We start from the raw sequence: 18,180 nt of genomic DNA, 5'->3' as shown, positions 1-18,180 counted from the left end.
GTCGGCAAAGGTGTCGGCGGCCTGTCGTCAAGGCAAGGCGAGGGGGAACTCAGCGGCTGCGCTGGAACAGCCGGAAGCGTTCGTCGCGGTCGGAGGCGCGCCGGCCTTCCCACAGCACGGTGCTGCCGCGCAGGCCGTAGCGGCGCGACAGCTTGGCGTCGTCGCGGTTGCGCAGGCTGTCCTGGATCAGGACGTAGCGGCAACCGCCGCCCGCCAGCGTGGTGAAGGGCAGGCGGCCGAAATAGGCCAGGGAGGCGCGCTGGGCCGGGTTCACATTGGTTTCGATGCAGTCCGCGTCGTGCGGCAGGGTGGCCGCGATCTGCTGGGCCACGCCGGCGTAGCTCTTGCTGTAGTTGAGGTCCGGCAGGAACAGGGTCATCAGCAGCACCCACAGCAGGATCAGGCCGCCCGAGGACAGCACCACCGCGCGCCACAGCACCGAAGGCTGGCGCGACAGGCGCCAGTGGACCAGCATGATCCAGCCGACGCTGGCCGCGGCCGCCACCAGGAAGGCGATGATGCCGACCTCCGGCTTGAATCCAGGCACCAGCTTGAGCGCATTCTTGGCCAGTTGGGCCGGCCAGCCGGTGAGCTTGGCGATCCAGAACAGCCAGACCAGCGCGCCCAGCATGGTCAGCACCATCACCGAGAACCAGTCGATCGCATTGATCGCACCGCGCTTCATGGTCGGCAAGCCGAAGGCGGCCATCAGCGCCAGCGGCGCCAGCATCTTGAGGAAATCGCTGTTTTCCGGCTCCGGGTCGCACAGCAGCAGCAGCGCGAGGGCGACGAAGAACATCACCGGCATCACGATGTGCAGCAGGTGCTGCTGGCGGCGCCAGGCCCAGATCGCCCACAGGGCGAACGGCCAGGCCGGCCAGAAGAACCACACGCCGATGCGGAAGAAGCTCTTCAGCGAGGCCAGGCTGGGCAGCGCCAGCTGGCCGGCATTCCAGTCCAGCCACTCGCCGACCGGCGACAGGCCGTAGGGCCGGACCGTTGCTGCCGGCACGATCCAGGCCAGGGTGATAAGAAATCCGACACCTGCGGCGATGGCCAGGTGACGCAGGCTGTTGCCCGTCGCCAGTTTCAGGTAGCTGGTGCAGGCGTACAGCGCCAGCACCAGCACCGCCGGCACAACGATGCCGCGCGTGAGGGCCAGGGCGCCCAGCGCCAGGCCGACCAGCACCGCGTTGCGGGTCGAGGAGGTCTCGACGTAGCGCACCGCGCGGTACAGGAAATAGGCGAGCAGGGCGCCCTGCAGGGTGGCGGCCAGGGTCAGGTGGCTTTGCACCAGCAGGCCCAGGCAGCCCAGATAGATCAGCACCGCGGTGTCGCCCAGGGTGCGGCCGTAGTCGTCGGGCTCGGGCTGGCCGCCGAAGGCCAGGCGCAGCGGCTGCGCTTCGGCGCGGCGGCCCAGGTGGAAGGCGGTGTACCAGAGCGACATGGCGCCGGTCACGAAAATGCCGATGGTGGAGACGCGCGCGGCCAGCACGTCGCCCAGGATCCAGCCGAACAGCTTGATGCACAGCGCGCCGAGCCAGAAGGCCAGCGGGCCTTCGTGGGCGGCTGCCAGGCCGGCGATGTTCGGGTACAGCCAGTCGTCGATGCCGCCGTGCGCCATCGTCCACATGATGCCAAAGGGGCCGGCGTCTTCCTTCCACGGGTGGCGGCCGATCAGGCCCGGCAGGATGTACAGCATGCCCAGCGCGAGCAGGGCCCAGCGGGGCAGTGCCAAGGTGGCGGCGGCGGGAAGGCGGACGGGTTTCATTGTCGAGTGCAGCGGGAAAGAATAGTCGCGTAGTATAGCCGCGAAAAAAAAAGAAGCCGGGGAGGCGGCTTCTTTTTGAAGCCGGGGATACCGGCTTCTTTTCTGGCAACTTCGGGCCCTGCGGACCCGATGCTTGCCTGGTGCCCGGACAGATTAGCCGTTGGCGACTGCGGTCTTCGAACCGACCGAACCGAACTTCTGGCGGAACTTCTCGACGCGGCCAGCGGTGTCGACGATCTTGTGCTTGCCGGTGTAGAACGGGTGCGATTCAGCCGAGACTTCGATCTTGACCAGCGGGTATTCCTTACCTTCGTGGGTAGCGGTTTCGCGGGTGTTGATGGTCGAACGGGTGACGAACTTGAAGTCGCAGGACACGTCGTGGAACAGGACTTCGCGGTAATCCGGATGGATATCGGTCTTCATGGTTTTGCTTTCTCTATATTGGTAGCCAAACAGCACTTCGTCGGTCGTCTTGCTTCTTGACCCGATTGCCGATCACTTGCCAGGGTTGGACTGAACCGGCGATTATAAGCCGCTTCGGCGCTCCGGGCAAGAAAAAGGGCGGCCCGCGGGCCGCCCTTGTCGCGCGATGTGCTACGGGGCTTAGCCGCCGCGGCGCATCATGTCAAAGAACTCGACATTGTTCTTGGTAGCGCGCATCTTGTCGAGGATGAACTCCATCGCCTCGATCTCGTCCATCGAGTACAGCAGCTTGCGCAGGATCCAGATTTTCTGCAGCTGGTCCGGCTTGATCAGGAGTTCCTCGCGGCGGGTGCCCGACTTGTTCAGGTTGATCGCCGGGTAGACGCGCTTTTCGGCCAGGCGGCGCTCGAGGTGCACTTCCATGTTGCCGGTGCCCTTGAATTCTTCGTAGATGACGTCGTCCATGCGCGAGCCGGTCTCGATCAGGGCGGTGGCGACGATGGTCAGCGAGCCGCCTTCCTCCACGTTACGCGCCGCGCCGAAGAAGCGCTTCGGGCGCTGCAGGGCGTTGGCATCGACACCGCCGGTCAGCACCTTGCCCGAGGCCGGGATCACGGTGTTGTAGGCGCGCGCCAGGCGGGTGATCGAATCCAGCAGGATCACCACGTCCTTCTTCATCTCGACCAGGCGCTTGGCCTTTTCCAGCACCATCTCGGCGACCTGGACGTGGCGGGTGGCCGGTTCGTCGAAGGTCGAGGCGACCACTTCGCCGCGCACCGAACGCTGCATCTCGGTCACTTCTTCCGGACGCTCGTCGATCAGGAGCACGATCAGGGTCACGTCCGGGTGGTTGGCGGTGATCGCGTGGGCGATGTGCTGCAGCATGACCGACTTGCCCGATTTCGGCGAGGCGACCAGCAGGCCGCGCTGGCCCTTGCCGATCGGCGAGATCAGGTCGACGATGCGGCCGGTGATGTTCTCGGCGCCGTTCATGTCGCGCTCGAGGCGCAGCGGCACCTGCGGGTGCAGCGGGGTCAGGTTTTCGAACAGGATGCGGTGCTTCGAGGCTTCCGGCGATTCGCCGTTGACCTTGTCCACCTTCACCAGCGCGAAATAGCGCTCGCCGTCCTTCGGCGTACGCACTTCGCCTTCGATCGAGTCACCCGTATGCAAGTTGAACCGGCGGATCTGCGACGGCGAGATGTAGATGTCGTCGGTCGAGGCCATGTAGCTGGCGTCCGGCGAGCGCAGGAAGCCGAAGCCGTCCGGGAGGACTTCGAGGGCGCCGTCGCCGAAGATCTGTTCGCCCTGCTTGGCGCGCTTCTTCAGGATCGCGAACATCAGTTCCTGTTTGCGCAGGCGGGCTGCGTTGTCGATGTCGAGGCCGATGGCCATCTCCAGCAGCGCGGAGACGTGCATTGCCTTCAGTTCAGATAAATGCATGTTTGTGTGGGTGTCCCGTGACGGGAAAGTAAAGGTAGGGGAGGGAACTACGTGGGTTTATGTAAGCTGGGAAGCACCGGAGCCGGTCAGCTTCCCGACAATGACGGCAACGCGGGCGCGCTGCCGTCGCTCATGTTAACAAGATCAGATGTTGCTGTCGATAAACTGAACCAGCTGGCCCTTGGCCATCGCGCCGACTTTCTGCGCAGCTGCTTCACCGTTCTTGAACAGGATCAGGGTCGGGATGCCGCGGATGCCGAACTGGGCCGGTACGGCCTGGTTGGCGTCGACGTCGACCTTGGCCACCACCAGCTTGCCAGCGTACTGCTGGGCGACTTCTTCCAGGATCGGTGCAATCATCTTGCACGGGCCGCACCACTCGGCCCAGAAGTCGACCAGGACCGGTTGCTCGGATTTGAGCACTTCGGCATCGAAGTTTGCATCGGTGATGTGTTTAATGTTTTCGCTCATATGTTCCTCAAAAGAGGTAAGGATCAAATTACGCCTGGCGGCCTGTGCCGATGCTGCGTGTTCCGGCCGGCCCGCACGACCTGCTCATCGCATAAATTATGCAGCTACACAATGGTGGAGGCACTGTGTGCAAAATTCAACATGGAAAGACGGCAGGGGGTGTCAGGCGGGGATGTGCCGAATAATACTCCATTTTTTCAAAAAGTGTGGACCGCTTTGTACAAAATCTCAACATTGGACCGCAAGGCGCAGCTGCTCGATCGCCAGCGGCTTGCGGAAGGCTCCGGCGACCCGCAGCCCGAGGGCGCGCGCCAGCTCGGTGGCGGCGTCGCGCACGCCGTCTTCCAGGGCCGACACCAGGATCACCCGGCCGCTGAATCCCTGGCCGGCCGCGGCCTGCAGGAACTCGATGCCGTCCATTTCCGGCATCGCCAGGTCGCAGATCAGCAAATCGGGCGCATGGCGCGGCAGGGCTGCCAGCGCGCTGCGGGCGTCGCACTCGGCATGAACCTCGAAGCGATTGCCGCCAGTTTCGTCGACCATGTCGAGCATGTCGCGCAGGACGTCGAGCATGAAGCGGTCGTCGTCGAGCAGCAGCACGCGACGCGGTGCGGCATGCGGTGCGGGCGAAAAAGGCAGCTTCATGCGAGGAGGACAGGCGGCGTTCGGAAGGGAACCATTATGGCGAATTTTTCCAGTTCCGTGCAGATATTGAACAGCTTCGGCCTCAAACGCTGCCGGTAAAGCGCGCCAAGTGGCCAGGATGCCACATCGTGGCCACCGAGGCGACCCGTCCGCCCGAGGTGGTGCGGCGGTGCAGCACCAGGCAGGGCTGGCCGGCGCCGATCGCCAGCATCGGCGCCACCTCGCCCGGCGCCGGCTGGGCTTCGATGGTGTAGCTCGCGCCCTGCAGCGGCGCGGCCGCCATCAGGTGCTCGTTCGGCGTGATGGCGCTGAAGTCCTGGTCCAGGTAGTGCGGCGCGCATGCCGGGTTGACCCAGCGGTCTTCGACCTGGACCGGCACGTCGTTCTCGAAGTGGACGATGATCGAATGGTAGAGCGTGGCGCCGGGCCCCAGTTCGAATTCGGCCGCCAGTTCGTCGGTGGCGATTTCCGCGCGCAGCAAACGCAGGTGGCTGCGGTGGGCGCGGCCGCGCGCGCGGATCTCGTCGGCGATGTTGCGGATCTCGACCAGGGTGGCCTGGTACTTCTGCGGCGCGACATAGGTGCCGGAGCCCTGGCGCCGGGTCAGCACCTGCTCTGCGGTGAGCTCGCGCACCGCGCGGTTGACGGTCATGCGCGAGACGCCGAACTGGCGCACCAGCGCCTGCTCGGAGGGCACCAGGTCGCCTTCCTTCCAGCGGCCGGAGGCGATCTCGCCGACCAGGTAATCCTTGATGCGCTGGAAAATGGGGGTGCTGTCTTGCGTGATCGGTTCTTCCAAACTACTCTCCGGGAAGGCATGGGCGGCAACGTGCCGCGGCACCGGATTTTAGCATTGCAATTCGAAAGCAATCCCCGGAGTGCGCCGGGCCGGACCGGCGGCTAGGCTGTACCCCATACCACCGAACCGGGACTTCATCATGACCGCCATGACCAGCATCTTTGACACCGACGAGGCGCGCTGGGCCGCCGTGCAGCGCCGCGACCGCGACGCCGACGGCCAGTTCATCTATTCCGTGCGCAGCACCGGCGTGTACTGCCGGCCCTCCTGCCCTTCGCGCGGCGCGCTGCGCGCCAACGCCGCCTTTCACGCCAGTCCGCTCGAAGCCGAGGCCGCGGGCTTTCGCGCCTGCCTGCGCTGCAAGCCGGACCAGCCGGCCTTGCGCGAACGCCAGGCGGCCGCGGTGGCGCAGGCCTGCCGCCTGATCGACGCGGCAGACGACCCGCCCGACCTCGACAGCCTGGCGCAGGCGGTGGGCATGAGCCGCTTCCACTTCCACCGCCTGTTCAAGGCGCAGACCGGCGTCACGCCGAAAGCCTATGCCAGCGCGCGCCGCGCCGCGCGCCTGCAGCAGAACCTGGGGGCGGCGCCGAGCGTGACCGAGGCGCTGTACGAGGCCGGCTTCGGCTCGAGCGGGCGCTTCTACGACGCCTCCACCGCGCTGCTGGGCATGACGCCCGGCCGCTACCGCGCCGGCGGGCAGGGCGAATGCATCCGCTTCGCCGTGGCCGAATGCTCGCTCGGCGCCATCCTGGTGGCCAGTACCGAGCGCGGCATCTGCGCGATCCTGATCGGCGACGAGCCGGAACCGCTGGTGCGCGACCTCGAGGCGCGCTTCCCGCGGGCCGAACTGGTGGGGGCGCAAGCCGAGTTCGAACGCACGGTGGCGCAGGTGATCGGTTTCGTCGAAGCGCCCCGGCTGGGCCTCGACCTGCCGCTCGACGTGCGCGGCACGGCCTTCCAGCGCCGCGTATGGGAGGCGCTGCGCGCGGTTCCGGCCGGCTCCACCGTCAGCTACAGCGAACTGGCCGAGCGCCTGGGCATGCCCACGGCCGCGCGCGCGGTGGCGGGGGCCTGTGCGGCCAACCCGGTGGCGGTGGCGATTCCCTGTCACCGCGTGGTGCGCCTTGATGGCGCCCTGTCCGGCTACCGCTGGGGAATCGAGCGCAAGCGCAGCCTGCTCGACCGCGAGGCAGGCCCGTGAACGAAGTCGATTGGGAGCGTGTGGCCGCGGAACTGGACGCCTTCGGCTGCGCCGTGCTCCCCGGCCTGCTGGCGCCGCGGGACTGCGAGGCTGCCAGCGCCTTGTACGAGCGGCCGGCGCTGTTTCGCAGCCGGGTCGTGATGCAGCAGCACGGCTTCGGGCGCGGCGAGTACCAGTATTTCGCGTATCCGCTGCCGGCGCCGCTCGCCGCGCTGCGCGGCGCCCTGTATCCGCCGCTGGCCGGCATCGCCAACCGCTGGCACGGGATGCTCGGCATCGAGCCCCGCTTTCCGGCAGCGCATGCCGACTACCTGGCGCGCTGCCACGCGGCCGGGCAGGTCAAGCCCACGCCGCTGCTGCTGCGCTACCGCGAGGGCGACTACAACTGCCTGCACCAGGACCTGTACGGCGAGCTGGTGTTTCCGCTGCAGGTGGCGGTGCTGCTGTCGCGGCCCGGCATCGATTTCGAAGGCGGGGAGTTCGTATTGACGGAGCAGCGTCCGCGTATGCAATCGCGTGCCGAAGTGGTGCCCCTTGGCCAGGGCGACGCGGTCGTGTTCGCGGTGAGCGGGCGTCCGGTGCAGGGCACGCGCGGCGTGTACCGGGTGGCGATGCGGCATGGCGTGAGCCGGCTGCGGCGCGGCATGCGGCACGCCCTGGGGATCATCTTTCACGACGCGGGCTAGGGCAGCTATGCCCCTGCCTTGAATTTCTATACACTTCTCCGTGCCGCGCCCATAAGGAGCGGAAAGCCCAACAAAAAACGGAGAAATCATCAGCATGCGCGCGCGCCAGATCCCCCTGTCTTCCCTGATCGTCCTCGCCGGCCTCGGCGTCCTCGGGTCGGCCCATGCCGACACCGTCATCACCAACGCCAACGGCTACACCCTGAACGCCAAGGGCGAACTGGTGCAGTTCAGCGCGCTCGCCTTTGACGACAAGGGACGCATCACGGCGGTGGGCAGCAATGCCGACGTGACGGCGAAGGCAAGGAACGCGCGCCAGGTGGACATGCAGGGCCGCACCGTGCTGCCGGGCCTGATCGACGCCCACGGCCACGTGTTCGGCCTGGGCCAGCAGCTGACCCAGCTCGACCTGTCCGGCACCACCTCGCTGGACGGCGCCATCCAGGCGATCGCCGGCTATGCCAGGGCCAATGCGAACCATGCCTGGATCCGCGGCCGCGGCTGGAACCAGGAGAACTGGAAGCTGGGCCGCTTCCCGACCGCCGCCGAGCTCGACGCCGTCGTGTCCGATCGTCCGGTCTGGCTGGAGCGGGTCGACGGCCATGCCGGCTGGGCCAACAGCCGCACGCTGGCGCTGGCCGGCATTACGAAGACAACGCCGGATCCGGCCGGCGGCAAGATCCAGCGCGACGCGAACGGCAACGCCACGGGCGTGCTGATCGATGCGGCGCAGGAGCTGGTAACCAAGGTCCTGCCGGCCCAGACCGAGGCGGAAGGGCGCGCCATGCTGGACAAATCGCTGCAGGAAATCGCACGCATGGGCCTGACCAGCGTGCACGACGCGGGCATCGGGGTGGCGGAGGACCGCCTGTACCGCGACTACGCGGACAACAAGAAGCTCACCACGCGCGTGTACGCCATGATCGGCGGGACCGGCGAGGATTTTGACCAGTTGGCAAAAAATGGCCCGCTGAAGGATTACGCCGACGGCATGTACGCGCTGCGCTCGGTCAAGCTGTATTCGGACGGCGCCCTGGGCAGCCGTGGCGCCGCCCTGCTCAAGCCCTACAGCGACGAGCCGCATTCGCACGGCCTGCTGTTCTTCAAGCAGGCGCAGATGGACGCCATGATGACCAAGGCCATGCGCAAGGGCTACCAGGTCAACGTGCACGCCATCGGCGACGCCGGCAACAAGCAGATCCTCGACATCTACAAGAAGGAACTGGCCGCCACCAGGAGCGCAGGGCAGCGCCACCGCATCGAGCACGCCCAGGTCGTGACCCTGGACGACATCCCGCGCTTCAAGTCGCTCGGCATCATCCCCTCGATGCAGCCGACCCACGCCACCTCGGACAAGAACATGGCCGAGACCCGCGTCGGCCCGGAACGCATCAAGGGCGCCTACGCCTGGCGCAGCTTCCTGCACCAGGGCTCGCGCATCGCCTGCGGTTCGGACTTCCCGGTGGAGTCGCCCAACCCCTTCTTCGGCATCCACGCCGCCGTCACCCGCATGGACCACGCGGGCCAGCCGGTGGCGGGCTGGTACCCGAACCAGGCCATGTCGCTGAAGGAGGCCTTCCGCTGCTTCACCCTGGATGCGGCCTATGCCGGCCACCAGGAAAACAGCCTGGGCTCGCTGGAGCCGGGCAAGCACGCCGACTTCATCGTGATCGACCGCGACCTGTTCCGCATGCCGACCTACGACATCTTCAAGACCGGCGTGCTGGAGACCTGGGTGGGTGGCAAGCAGGTGTTCAAGAAGTGAGGTAGACCGTAGGGTGGACGGCTTTGCCGTCCGCGCGTTCAAACAGTGGACGAGTACAAGCGGTGCGACGATTCACGTGATTGTTGAACGCGCGGACGGGGGACCCGTCCACCCTAATGTGATGGACTCCACCCTCCCGATATCGGCATCATTGTGCCAAGCGTGCCAGATTGGGCTGGCACGCTAAAACAAGAGGGGGAGTCACCATGAATGCTAACGCAAAAGTGATTGGTTTGGATATTGCGAAGGACGTGTTCTTCGCTGTCGGGCTCGACGAAAGCGGCAAACGGGTGTTCAAGCGTAAGCTTGCACGAGACCAGGTACTTCCAATGTTCACGCAAATGGCGCCGGCGATGATTGGTATCGAAGCCTGCGCTGGCTCACACTATTGGGCACGCAAATTCGTCGAGATGGGACATGACGTCAAGCTGGTCGCGGCACAACACGTCAAGGCTTATGTCACCGGCAACAAAAACGACATGAACGATGCTGCCGCAATTGCCGAGGCGCGTTCGCGCGGTGCGACCAAGTATGTGCCGATCAATACGGCAGCGCAGCAAGATTTGCAGATGCTGCACCGTGCCCGCAGCGCCTTGATGACCGAGCGTGTAGCGATGATCAACCGGCTCCGGGCGTTCGCGGGCGAGTATGGCCAGGTGTTTCCCAAGAGCGTGGAGAAGTTCCGTGATGGACTAAAAGCATGGTTGAACGATTCGGACAACGGCTTGTCTGGCATGGCCCTGGAGACGTTTTGGGAGCTCAAGGCCCAGCTGGACGATAAGGAAGAAAGGATCCAGGCATATGACCGCCGCCTGAATCAGGCCGCGAAATCGGAGTTGGCAAAGCAACTGATGGAAGTGCCGGGTGTAGGGCCGTTGACGGCAACGGCAGTGCAGGCAACCATCGCTGATCCGCGCCACTACAAGAGTGCGCGGGACTTTGCAGCAAATCTAGGCCTCGTGCCACGCGAGCATAGCAGTGGAGGCAAGCAGCGCTTGTATGGCATTACTCGCAAGGGCGATAGCTACCTGCGCACTCTGCTCATACACGGTGCCCGTAGCGCATTGCGAACAGCAAACGGCAAGCCCGACAAGCTCCTGCAATGGGCGACAAGGCTGGCAGAGCGACGCAGTTTCAACGTTGCCGCAACTGCACTGGCCAACAAGATGGCCAGGGTGATCTGGGCATTGATGACGCACGGACGTCCTTATGTTCCGGCCTGGTCGAAATACACGACCAGGCCGGCTTGAAAAGATGATCTACTAACTCAGCAACAAGAAGGAGCAACACCGCCAAGTTTGCGACGATGAAGAAAGAATGATGCCAACAGGTCGGACCGGCGTCGGGTGAATCCGCTGTTCGTAGTGGCCCATCGAGGCCGTCACCCTATGAGGATCCTGGCGCGCGTATCACATCAGGGCCAGAGCACTGGAAACGCTCAACACACAGGCCGAATAGATACAAGCAAACTCTTCCTAAGGCAGAAATTCAATCTTCCTCTTGCAAACCGGGTGGAGTCCATAGATACGAGCAGCACCAAATGCAACGATAAATGTGGTTGACTTGGTTGTATAGACAACTTAGACTCATTGCAGTTTCCAACCCAGGAGCCGCCATGAATTCACCGATGCCCATCGATCCCCGCTTCGACCCCACCCGCTCGATCCGCGCCCCGCGCGGCAGCGAACTTTCCTGCAAGAGCTGGCTGACCGAAGCCGCCTACCGCATGATCCAGAACAACCTCGACGCCGAGGTCGCGGAAAACCCGCAGGCGCTGGTCGTCTACGGCGGCATCGGGCGCGCCGCGCGCAACTGGGAATGCTACGACCAGATCCTCGCCTCGCTGCGCGAGCTGGAAGACGACCAGACCCTCCTGATCCAGTCCGGCAAACCGGTCGGCGTGTTCCGCACCCACGCGGACGCCCCGCGCGTGCTGCTGGCGAACTCGAACCTGGTGCCCAAGTGGGCCAACTGGGAACACTTCAATGAGCTGGACCGCAAGGGCTTGTTCATGTACGGCCAGATGACTGCCGGCAGCTGGATCTACATCGGTACCCAGGGCATCGTGCAGGGCACCTACGAGACCTTCGCCGAAGCCGGGCGCCAGCACTTCGGCGGCGACATGGCCGGGCGCTGGATCCTCACCGCCGGCCTGGGCGGCATGGGCGGCGCCCAGCCGCTGGCCGCCACCTTCGCCGGTGCGGTGTCGCTCAACATCGAATGCCAGCAGAGCAGCATCGACTTCCGCCTGCGCACCCGCTACCTCGACAAGCAGGCGCGCGATATCGACGAGGCGCTGGCGATGGTCAAGGAATACACGGCCAAGCGCGAAGCCGTCTCCATCGGCCTGCTCGGCAATGCCGCCGACGTGCTGCCGGAACTGGTGCGGCGTGCACGCGCGGGCGGCCTGGTGCCCGACCTGGTCACCGACCAGACCTCGGCCCACGACCTGATCAACGGCTACCTGCCTTCCGGCTGGACGGTCGAAGAATGGAAGGCCGCCCAGCAGGACCCGGCCCAGCACGCGCGCCTGAAAGCCGCCGCAGCAAGCTCGTGCGCCGTGCACGTGCGCGCCATCCTCGACTTCAAGGCCATGGGTGCCTACGCCGTCGACTACGGCAACAACATCCGCCAGGTGGCCAAGGACGAGGGCGTCGAGAACGCGTTCGACTTCCCGGGCTTCGTGCCGGCCTACATCCGTCCCCAGTTCTGCGAGGGCCGCGGCCCGTTCCGCTGGGTGGCGCTGTCGGGCGACCCAGAAGACATCTATAAAACCGACGCCAAGATCAAGGAGCTGTTCCCGCAGCACGCACGGGTGCACCGCTGGCTCGACATGGCGCGCGAGCGCATCGCCTTCCAGGGCCTGCCGGCGCGCATCTGCTGGCTCGGCCTGGGCGAACGCCACCTGGCCGGCCTGGCCTTCAACGAGATGGTGCGCAGCGGCGAACTGAAAGCGCCGATCGTCATCGGCCGCGACCACCTCGACACCGGCTCGGTGGCCAGCCCGAACCGCGAAACCGAAGCCATGCGCGACGGCACCGACGCCGTGTCCGACTGGCCGCTGCTCAACGCCCTGCTCAACACCGCCGGCGGCGCCACCTGGGTCTCGCTGCACCATGGCGGCGGCGTGGGCATGGGCTATTCGCAGCACTCGGGCGTGGTCATCGTGGCCGACGGTACCGAGGCGGCAGCCAAGCGACTGGCGCGCGTGCTGGTCAACGACAGCGGTTCGGGCGTGATGCGTCACGCCGACGCCGGCTATGAAAGCGCAATCGAGACGGCCAAGCGCAATGGCCTGACTTTCCCAATGATCAAGTAAGGCAACACACATGAACGACTCGCACCACACTCTTATCCTGCAGCCGGGCGAACTGACGCTCAGCGACCTGCGCGCCGTCTGGGCCGCCCACGTGCCCTTGCAGCTGGCGCCGGAAGCCTGGCAGGCCGTCGAGGCTTCCTGCGCCCTGGTCGAGCGAATCACCGCCAAGGGCGACCCGGCCTACGGCATCAACACCGGCTTCGGCATCCTGGCCAAGGCCCACATCCCGAACGACCAGCTGGAAGCCCTGCAGCGCAACCTGATCCTGTCGCACGCGGTCGGCACCGGCGAACTCATCGCCGACAACATCGTGCGCCTGATCGTGCTGACCAAGATCGGCAGCCTGGCGCGCGGCTATTCCGGCGTGCGCCCGCTGATCATCGAAACCCTGATCGCCCTGTACAACGCGGGCATCATGCCGGCGATTCCCTCGCAGGGCTCGGTCGGCGCCTCCGGCGACCTGGCGCCGCTGGCCCACATGACCCTGGCCATGCTGGGCGTCGGCCCGGTGCGCTATAAAGGCGAACTGATGGACGCCAGGCAGGCCCTGGGCGCCGCCGGCATCGCGCCGGTGACCCTGGCGGCCAAGGAAGGCCTGGCCCTGATCAACGGCACCCAGGTCTCGACCGCGCTGGCCCTGCACGGTCTGTTCATGGCCGAGCGCGTGCTGGAGGCGGGCATGGTGGCGGGCGCCTTGTCGGTCGACGCCGCGCGCGGCAGCGATGCGCCGTTCGATGCGCGCATCCACGCGGTGCGCGGCCAGCCGGGCCAGATTGCGGCAGCACGCATCTACCGCGAGCTGGTGGCGGGCAGCGCCATCCGCGCCTCGCACCTGGTGGGCGACGAGCGCGTGCAGGATCCGTACAGCCTGCGCTGCCAGCCGCAGGTGATGGGCGCGGCCATGGACCTGATCGGCAATGCCGGCCGCACCCTGCTGATCGAAGCGAATGCCGTCACCGACAACCCGCTGCTGTTCCCCGACGATGGGGCGATCCTCTCGGGCGGTAACTTCCACGCCGAGCCGGTGGCCTTTGCCGCCGACACGCTGGCGCTGGCCATCGCCGAAGTCGGCGCACTGTCGGAACGCCGCATCGCGCTGCTGATCGACGCCAACCTGTCTGGCCTGCCGGCCTTCCTGGTCAAGGAACCGGGCCTGAATTCCGGCTTCATGATCGCCCACGTCACCGCGGCCGCGCTGGCGTCGGAAAACAAGTCGCTGGCCCATCCGGCCAGCGTCGACAGCCTGCCGACCTCGGCCAACCAGGAAGACCACGTCAGCATGGCCACCTTCGCGGCGCGCCGACTGGACCAGATGGCGCACAATACCTCGGTGATCGTCGGCATCGAGCTGCTGGCGGCGGCGCAGGGCATCGAATTCCACCGCCCCCTGCGCAGCTCCGGGCACCTCGAGCACGTGCACGCCCAACTGCGCGCGCGGGTGGCGCCCTACGATGCCGACCGCTTCTTTGCCCCGGACATCGAGGCCGCGCGCCTGATGGTCGTGAACGGCGAGCTGTCGGCATCGATCAAGGAACTGTTCACTGTACTGCACCCATAACAACACAGATCAGGAGAGGCAATGGATTTCCGGTTCAAGGCAGGCAGGCTTCCCATGCTCGTGTCGATGCCGCACGCGGGCACCGACATCCCGGACGAGGTAGCAAGCAGCATGGCGCCCTGCGCCACGGCGCGCGCGGACACCGACTGGCACCTGCCGGAACTCTACGGCTTCCTGGAAGAGATGGGCGTGTCGACCATCTCGGCGCGCTGGTCGCGCTACCTGATCGACCTGAACCGGCCGCCCGAGAACACCAACCTGTATCCCGGGATGGACACCACCGGGCTGTGCCCGGTCGACACCTTCGGCCGCGAGAGCCTCTACCTGGCCGGAAAGACGCCGGACGAAGCCGAGGTACGGCGCCGCCTGGAGCGCTACTGGCTGCCCTACCACGAGCAGCTGCGCGCGGAACTGGCGCGTCTGCAAGCTGAGTTCGGCCGCGTGGTGCTGTGGGACGCGCATTCGATCGCCTCGATCGTGCCGCGCTTTTTCGAAGGCCGCCTGCCGGACCTGAACTTCGGCACCGCCGACGGCGCGTCCTGCGCGCCCGGCCTGCAAGCCACGGTGGTGGACGTGGCGCGCGCCCAGGACCGCTTCAGCGTCGCGGTCAACGGCCGCTTCAAGGGCGGCCACATCACCCGCAAGTACGGCCAGCCGGAGCAGGGCGTGCACGCGATCCAGCTCGAGATGTGCCAGTGCCTGTACATGAACGAAGCGGCGCCCTTCGAATATCGACCCGAGGTCGCGGCCGAAGTCCAGCCGCTGCTGAAGGACATGATCGCCGCCGCGGTGAACTGGGTGCGCACATGAGAGCCCTGTTCGCCCGCCATGCCCTGCTGCCGGATGGCTGGCAGCGCGACGTGCTGCTCGAGTGGGATGCGCTGGGCGACCTGACCCGCGTCGACGCGCAGGCTGCGCCGCCGCTGGGCGTCGCGCGCGCCGACTACGTGTTGCCGGGCATGGTCAACCTGCACTCGCACGCCTTCCAGCGCGCCCTGGGCGGCCTGACCGAGCGCGCCGGCGAGGGCCCGGACAGCTTCTGGACCTGGCGCGACCTGATGTACCGCTTCGCCGCCCGCATCACGCCCGAACAGATCGAGGCCATCGCCGCCCAGCTGTTCGTGGAATGCCTGCGCCACGGCTATACCTCGGTGTGCGAGTTCCACTACCTGCAGCGCGCGCCGGACGGCGAAGCCTATGCGCGCCCGGCCGAAACCGCCGAACGCGTCGCCGGCGCCGCGCACGCCACCGGCATGGGCCTGACCCTGCTGCCGGTGCTGTACAGCCATGCCGGCTTCGGCGAGCAGCCGCTGCGTCCCGAGCAGCGGCGCTTCCGTACCGGCGTCGACGACATCCTTGGCATCGTCGAGGCGCTGCAGCCCCTGCGCGGCGGCCAGCTCGAGGTCGGCGCCGCGCCGCATTCGCTGCGCGCGGCCGGCATCGCCCAGGTACGCGAGCTGGCGGCCGGCCTGCCGGCCGAACGGCCGCTGCACATCCATATCGCCGAGCAGATGCCCGAAGTCGAGCAGAGCATCGCCTTCAGCGGCCGGCGTCCGGTCGAGTACCTGGTGGAGCAGGTCGGGATCGACGCGCGCTGGTGCCTGGTGCACGCCACCCATCTGAACGATGCCGAGGTGGCGGCGATCGCGCACAGCGGCGCCGTCGCCGGCCTGTGCCCGACCACCGAAGCCAACCTCGGCGACGGCCTGTTCCCCTTGCAGGCGTTTATCGAGCTCGGGGGACGGTTCGGCATCGGGAGCGACAGCCACGTATCGCAAAGCCCGGTCGAGGAGCTGCGCTGGCTGGAATACGGCCAGCGCCTGGTCCACCAGCGCCGCAACATCGCCTTCACGCGCCAACAGCGCGACGTCGGCCAGTACTTGTGGCAGACTGCCCTGCGCGGCGGCGCCCAGGCGGCCGGCCGCAAGGTGGGCGCGCTCGCGCAAGGCCTGCGCGCCGACCTGCTGGTGCTGGACGGGAGCCATCCGAACCTGGACGGCGTGGGGGACGAGGACGTGCTCGGCCGCTTCCTGTTCTGCGGTAACGACAACCTGGTGCGCGACGTGCTGTGCGGCGGGCGCTGGGTGGTGCAGGGCGGACGCCACGTGGCGCAGGAGGCGGTTGCGCAGCGCTACCGCCAGGCCCTGAGTGAACTGCGCGAGTTGCGCGAGGTGAGCCAATGACCGTACTGATCCCATTTGCAGGACTGTTGCCGGTGCCGTGGAAGAACGGCGGCGGCAGCACGACCGAAATCGCCATCGGTCCGCCGGATTCCGGTTTCGAGGACTTCGACTGGCGCGTGAGCCTGGCCACCATCGAGAAGGATGGCGCCTTTTCGAGCTTCCCCGGCGTAGACCGCACGCTGGCGCTGGTCGAGGGCCACGGCATGAGCCTGGAGATCGACGGCGAGCCGACCCTGGTGAACGAAGCCGATCCGGTGGTGGCCTTCGACGGCAGCGCGCAGGTCATCGCGAAACTCAGCCGCGGCGGCAGCACCGACTTCAATGCCATGACGCGCAGCGAGCGCTGCTACCACACCTTCGGCCGGCGCCGGCTGACGGGCGACTCCACCTTCGTTGCGCGCGCCGACGTGACCGTGCTGTTCCTGGCCGAAGGCGACGCCCTCGAGCTGCGCAATGAACAGGAGCGCATCGGCATGGTGCGCTATGACGCGGTGGTGCTGGAGCCTGGCTCGACCTGGCGTCTTGAAGCCGGGCAGGGCATGATCTACATCGTGGACGTCTGGTACCACGAGGAAGAAGACGAAGAAAACTATGAGTGAAGTCGCGGACCTGCTGTTCACCAACGTGCATCTGGCCACGATGATGCCTACCGCCGTGGACGGCTACGGGGAGATCATCGACGCGGCGCTGACCGTGAAGGACGGCCGCATCGCCTGGCTCGGCGCGCGCCGCGATGCGCCGGCTGCCGTGGCGGAGCACGACTGCGGCGGCGCCTGGATGACGCCGGGCCTGGTCGACTGCCATACCCACGTGGTCCACGCCGGCAACCGCAGCAAGGAATGGGAAGCCCGCCTGAACGGCGCCAGCTACGAAGATATCGCGCGCCAGGGCGGCGGCATCATGTCCACCGTGCGCGCCACCCGCCAGGCCGACCTCGGGACGCTGCTGGCGCAAAGCCTGCCGCGCGTGGCCAGGCTCCTGTCCGAGGGGGTGACGACGCTCGAGATCAAGTCGGGCTACGGCCTGGCGCTGGACGCCGAGGCGCGCATGCTGCGCGCGGCGCGCGAAGTGGCCGAGCGCCTGCCGGTGCGGGTTGCCACGACCTTTCTCGGCGCGCATGCGCTGCCGCCGGAGTTCGCCGGGCGGGCCGACGACTACGTGACCGACATCTGCGAACGCATGCTGCCGCAGCTGGCGCAGGAAGGCCTGGTCGATGCCGTGGACGCGTTCTGCGAACGGATCGGCTTCACCAATGCGCAGACCGAGCGTATCTTCCTTGCCGCGCGCGCGCTCGGGCTGCCGGTCAAGCTGCATGCCGAACAGCTGTCCGACCAGCGCGGCGCCGAACTGGTGGCGCGCTACGGCGGCTTGTCGGCCGATCACCTCGAACACCTGAGCCAGGCCGGCATCGAAGCGATGGCGCGTGCGGGCACGGTGGCCGTGCTGCTGCCGGGTGCCTACTACTTCCTGCGCGAGACGGTGCAGCCGCCGATCGGTGCGCTGCGCGAAGCGAAGGTGCCGATGGCGGTGGCCACCGACTGCAATCCCGGCACCTCGCCGATGACCTCCCTGCTGCTGGCCATGAACATGGCCTGCACCCTGTGGCGCCTGACGCCGCAGGAAGCCTTGCTGGGCGTCACGCGTCACGCGGCGCGGGCGCTCGGCATGCACGAGGATATTGGATCGCTGGAAGGTGGGAAAAGGGCCGACCTGGCCCTGTGGGACATTGCCCGCCCGGCCGACCTGGCCTATGCCATGGGGTCGAATCCTTGCCGCAGCGTCGTCAACGGCGGCATCGTACGGCCCGCGCACATCAGCGCCTAGGTCTGTCCCGTGAGGCGTAATGGAGACGGAATGCCCCCGTATTCCTTACGCATGCACAAGCATCTGCTTCTGAATCCTGGCTGTTTGAC

Annotated in this window: 16 protein-coding genes; 10 read left to right on the top strand and 6 right to left on the bottom strand. The window is 66.7% G+C overall.

Annotated elements, in window-relative coordinates:
* Positions 1-49: 49 nt before the first annotated feature.
* The 6 genes from MasN3_RS23410 to hutC all read right to left on the bottom strand — a co-directional run bounded on the left by MasN3_RS23410 (position 50) and on the right by hutC (position 5,552).
* Complete coding sequence (locus MasN3_RS23410; protein WP_281910621.1) at positions 50-1,771, bottom strand: ArnT family glycosyltransferase; 1,722 nt, start codon at positions 1,769-1,771, stop codon at positions 50-52.
* A gap of 153 nt (positions 1,772-1,924) precedes the next feature.
* On the bottom strand, positions 1,925-2,194 hold the full coding sequence (locus MasN3_RS23405) for a type B 50S ribosomal protein L31 (RefSeq protein ID WP_281910619.1): 270 nt from the start codon (positions 2,192-2,194) through the stop codon (positions 1,925-1,927).
* Positions 2,195-2,374: 180 nt separating this feature from the next.
* On the bottom strand, positions 2,375-3,637 hold the full coding sequence (gene rho / locus MasN3_RS23400; protein ID WP_231056347.1) for a transcription termination factor Rho: 1,263 nt from the start codon (positions 3,635-3,637) through the stop codon (positions 2,375-2,377).
* 144 nt (positions 3,638-3,781) lie between these two features.
* Complete coding sequence (gene trxA, locus MasN3_RS23395; RefSeq protein ID WP_027865507.1) at positions 3,782-4,108, bottom strand: thioredoxin TrxA; 327 nt, start codon at positions 4,106-4,108, stop codon at positions 3,782-3,784.
* Between the two features lie 228 nt (positions 4,109-4,336).
* Entirely contained in the window at positions 4,337-4,753 is a 417-nt protein-coding gene (locus MasN3_RS23390; RefSeq protein ID WP_281910617.1) for a response regulator, read from the bottom strand.
* Positions 4,754-4,835: 82 nt separating this feature from the next.
* Positions 4,836-5,552: a histidine utilization repressor gene (hutC, locus tag MasN3_RS23385; RefSeq protein ID WP_281910616.1), complete on the bottom strand. Its 717-nt coding sequence runs from the start codon at positions 5,550-5,552 to the stop codon at positions 4,836-4,838.
* Between the two features lie 139 nt (positions 5,553-5,691).
* On the opposite strand from hutC, the gene ada reads away from it, so the two are divergent.
* The 10 genes from ada (at position 5,692) to hutI (ending at position 18,091) form a co-directional block, all read left to right on the top strand.
* Complete coding sequence (ada, locus tag MasN3_RS23380; RefSeq protein ID WP_281910614.1) at positions 5,692-6,756, top strand: bifunctional DNA-binding transcriptional regulator/O6-methylguanine-DNA methyltransferase Ada; 1,065 nt, start codon at positions 5,692-5,694, stop codon at positions 6,754-6,756.
* Positions 6,705-7,442 (top strand): 2OG-Fe(II) oxygenase, encoded by a 738-nt coding sequence (locus MasN3_RS23375; protein WP_281914582.1) that lies wholly within the window; start codon positions 6,705-6,707, stop codon positions 7,440-7,442. Before ada ends, MasN3_RS23375 begins: the two co-directional genes overlap by 52 nt.
* Before the next feature lie 94 nt (positions 7,443-7,536).
* Positions 7,537-9,207: an amidohydrolase gene (locus MasN3_RS23370; RefSeq protein ID WP_281910612.1), complete on the top strand. Its 1,671-nt coding sequence runs from the start codon at positions 7,537-7,539 to the stop codon at positions 9,205-9,207.
* A gap of 206 nt (positions 9,208-9,413) precedes the next feature.
* Positions 9,414-10,457, top strand: coding sequence for an IS110 family transposase (locus MasN3_RS23365; RefSeq protein ID WP_281909796.1), 1,044 nt, complete (start codon positions 9,414-9,416; stop codon positions 10,455-10,457).
* A gap of 365 nt (positions 10,458-10,822) precedes the next feature.
* Positions 10,823-12,526: a urocanate hydratase gene (gene hutU, locus MasN3_RS23360; RefSeq protein WP_281910611.1), complete on the top strand. Its 1,704-nt coding sequence runs from the start codon at positions 10,823-10,825 to the stop codon at positions 12,524-12,526.
* Between the two features lie 10 nt (positions 12,527-12,536).
* Positions 12,537-14,084, top strand: coding sequence for a histidine ammonia-lyase (gene hutH, locus MasN3_RS23355; protein WP_281910610.1), 1,548 nt, complete (start codon positions 12,537-12,539; stop codon positions 14,082-14,084).
* A gap of 21 nt (positions 14,085-14,105) precedes the next feature.
* Positions 14,106-14,894: an N-formylglutamate deformylase gene (hutG, locus tag MasN3_RS23350; RefSeq protein ID WP_281910609.1), complete on the top strand. Its 789-nt coding sequence runs from the start codon at positions 14,106-14,108 to the stop codon at positions 14,892-14,894.
* Positions 14,891-16,267: a formimidoylglutamate deiminase gene (locus MasN3_RS23345; protein WP_281910608.1), complete on the top strand. Its 1,377-nt coding sequence runs from the start codon at positions 14,891-14,893 to the stop codon at positions 16,265-16,267. The genes hutG and MasN3_RS23345 overlap by 4 nt, the downstream gene beginning before the upstream one ends.
* Positions 16,264-16,866 (top strand): HutD/Ves family protein, encoded by a 603-nt coding sequence (locus MasN3_RS23340; RefSeq protein WP_281910607.1) that lies wholly within the window; start codon positions 16,264-16,266, stop codon positions 16,864-16,866. Before MasN3_RS23345 ends, MasN3_RS23340 begins: the two co-directional genes overlap by 4 nt.
* Entirely contained in the window at positions 16,859-18,091 is a 1,233-nt protein-coding gene (hutI, locus tag MasN3_RS23335) for an imidazolonepropionase (RefSeq protein ID WP_281910605.1), read from the top strand. The genes MasN3_RS23340 and hutI overlap by 8 nt, the downstream gene beginning before the upstream one ends.
* The last annotated feature ends 89 nt before the right edge of the window (positions 18,092-18,180 follow it).

The sequence above is a fragment of the Massilia varians genome (genome assembly GCF_027923905.1).
GTDB lineage: Bacteria > Pseudomonadota > Gammaproteobacteria > Burkholderiales > Burkholderiaceae_D > Telluria > Telluria varians_B.
Note: the sequence above shows the minus strand (reverse complement) of the source record. Positions and strands in the feature narration are given on the sequence as shown.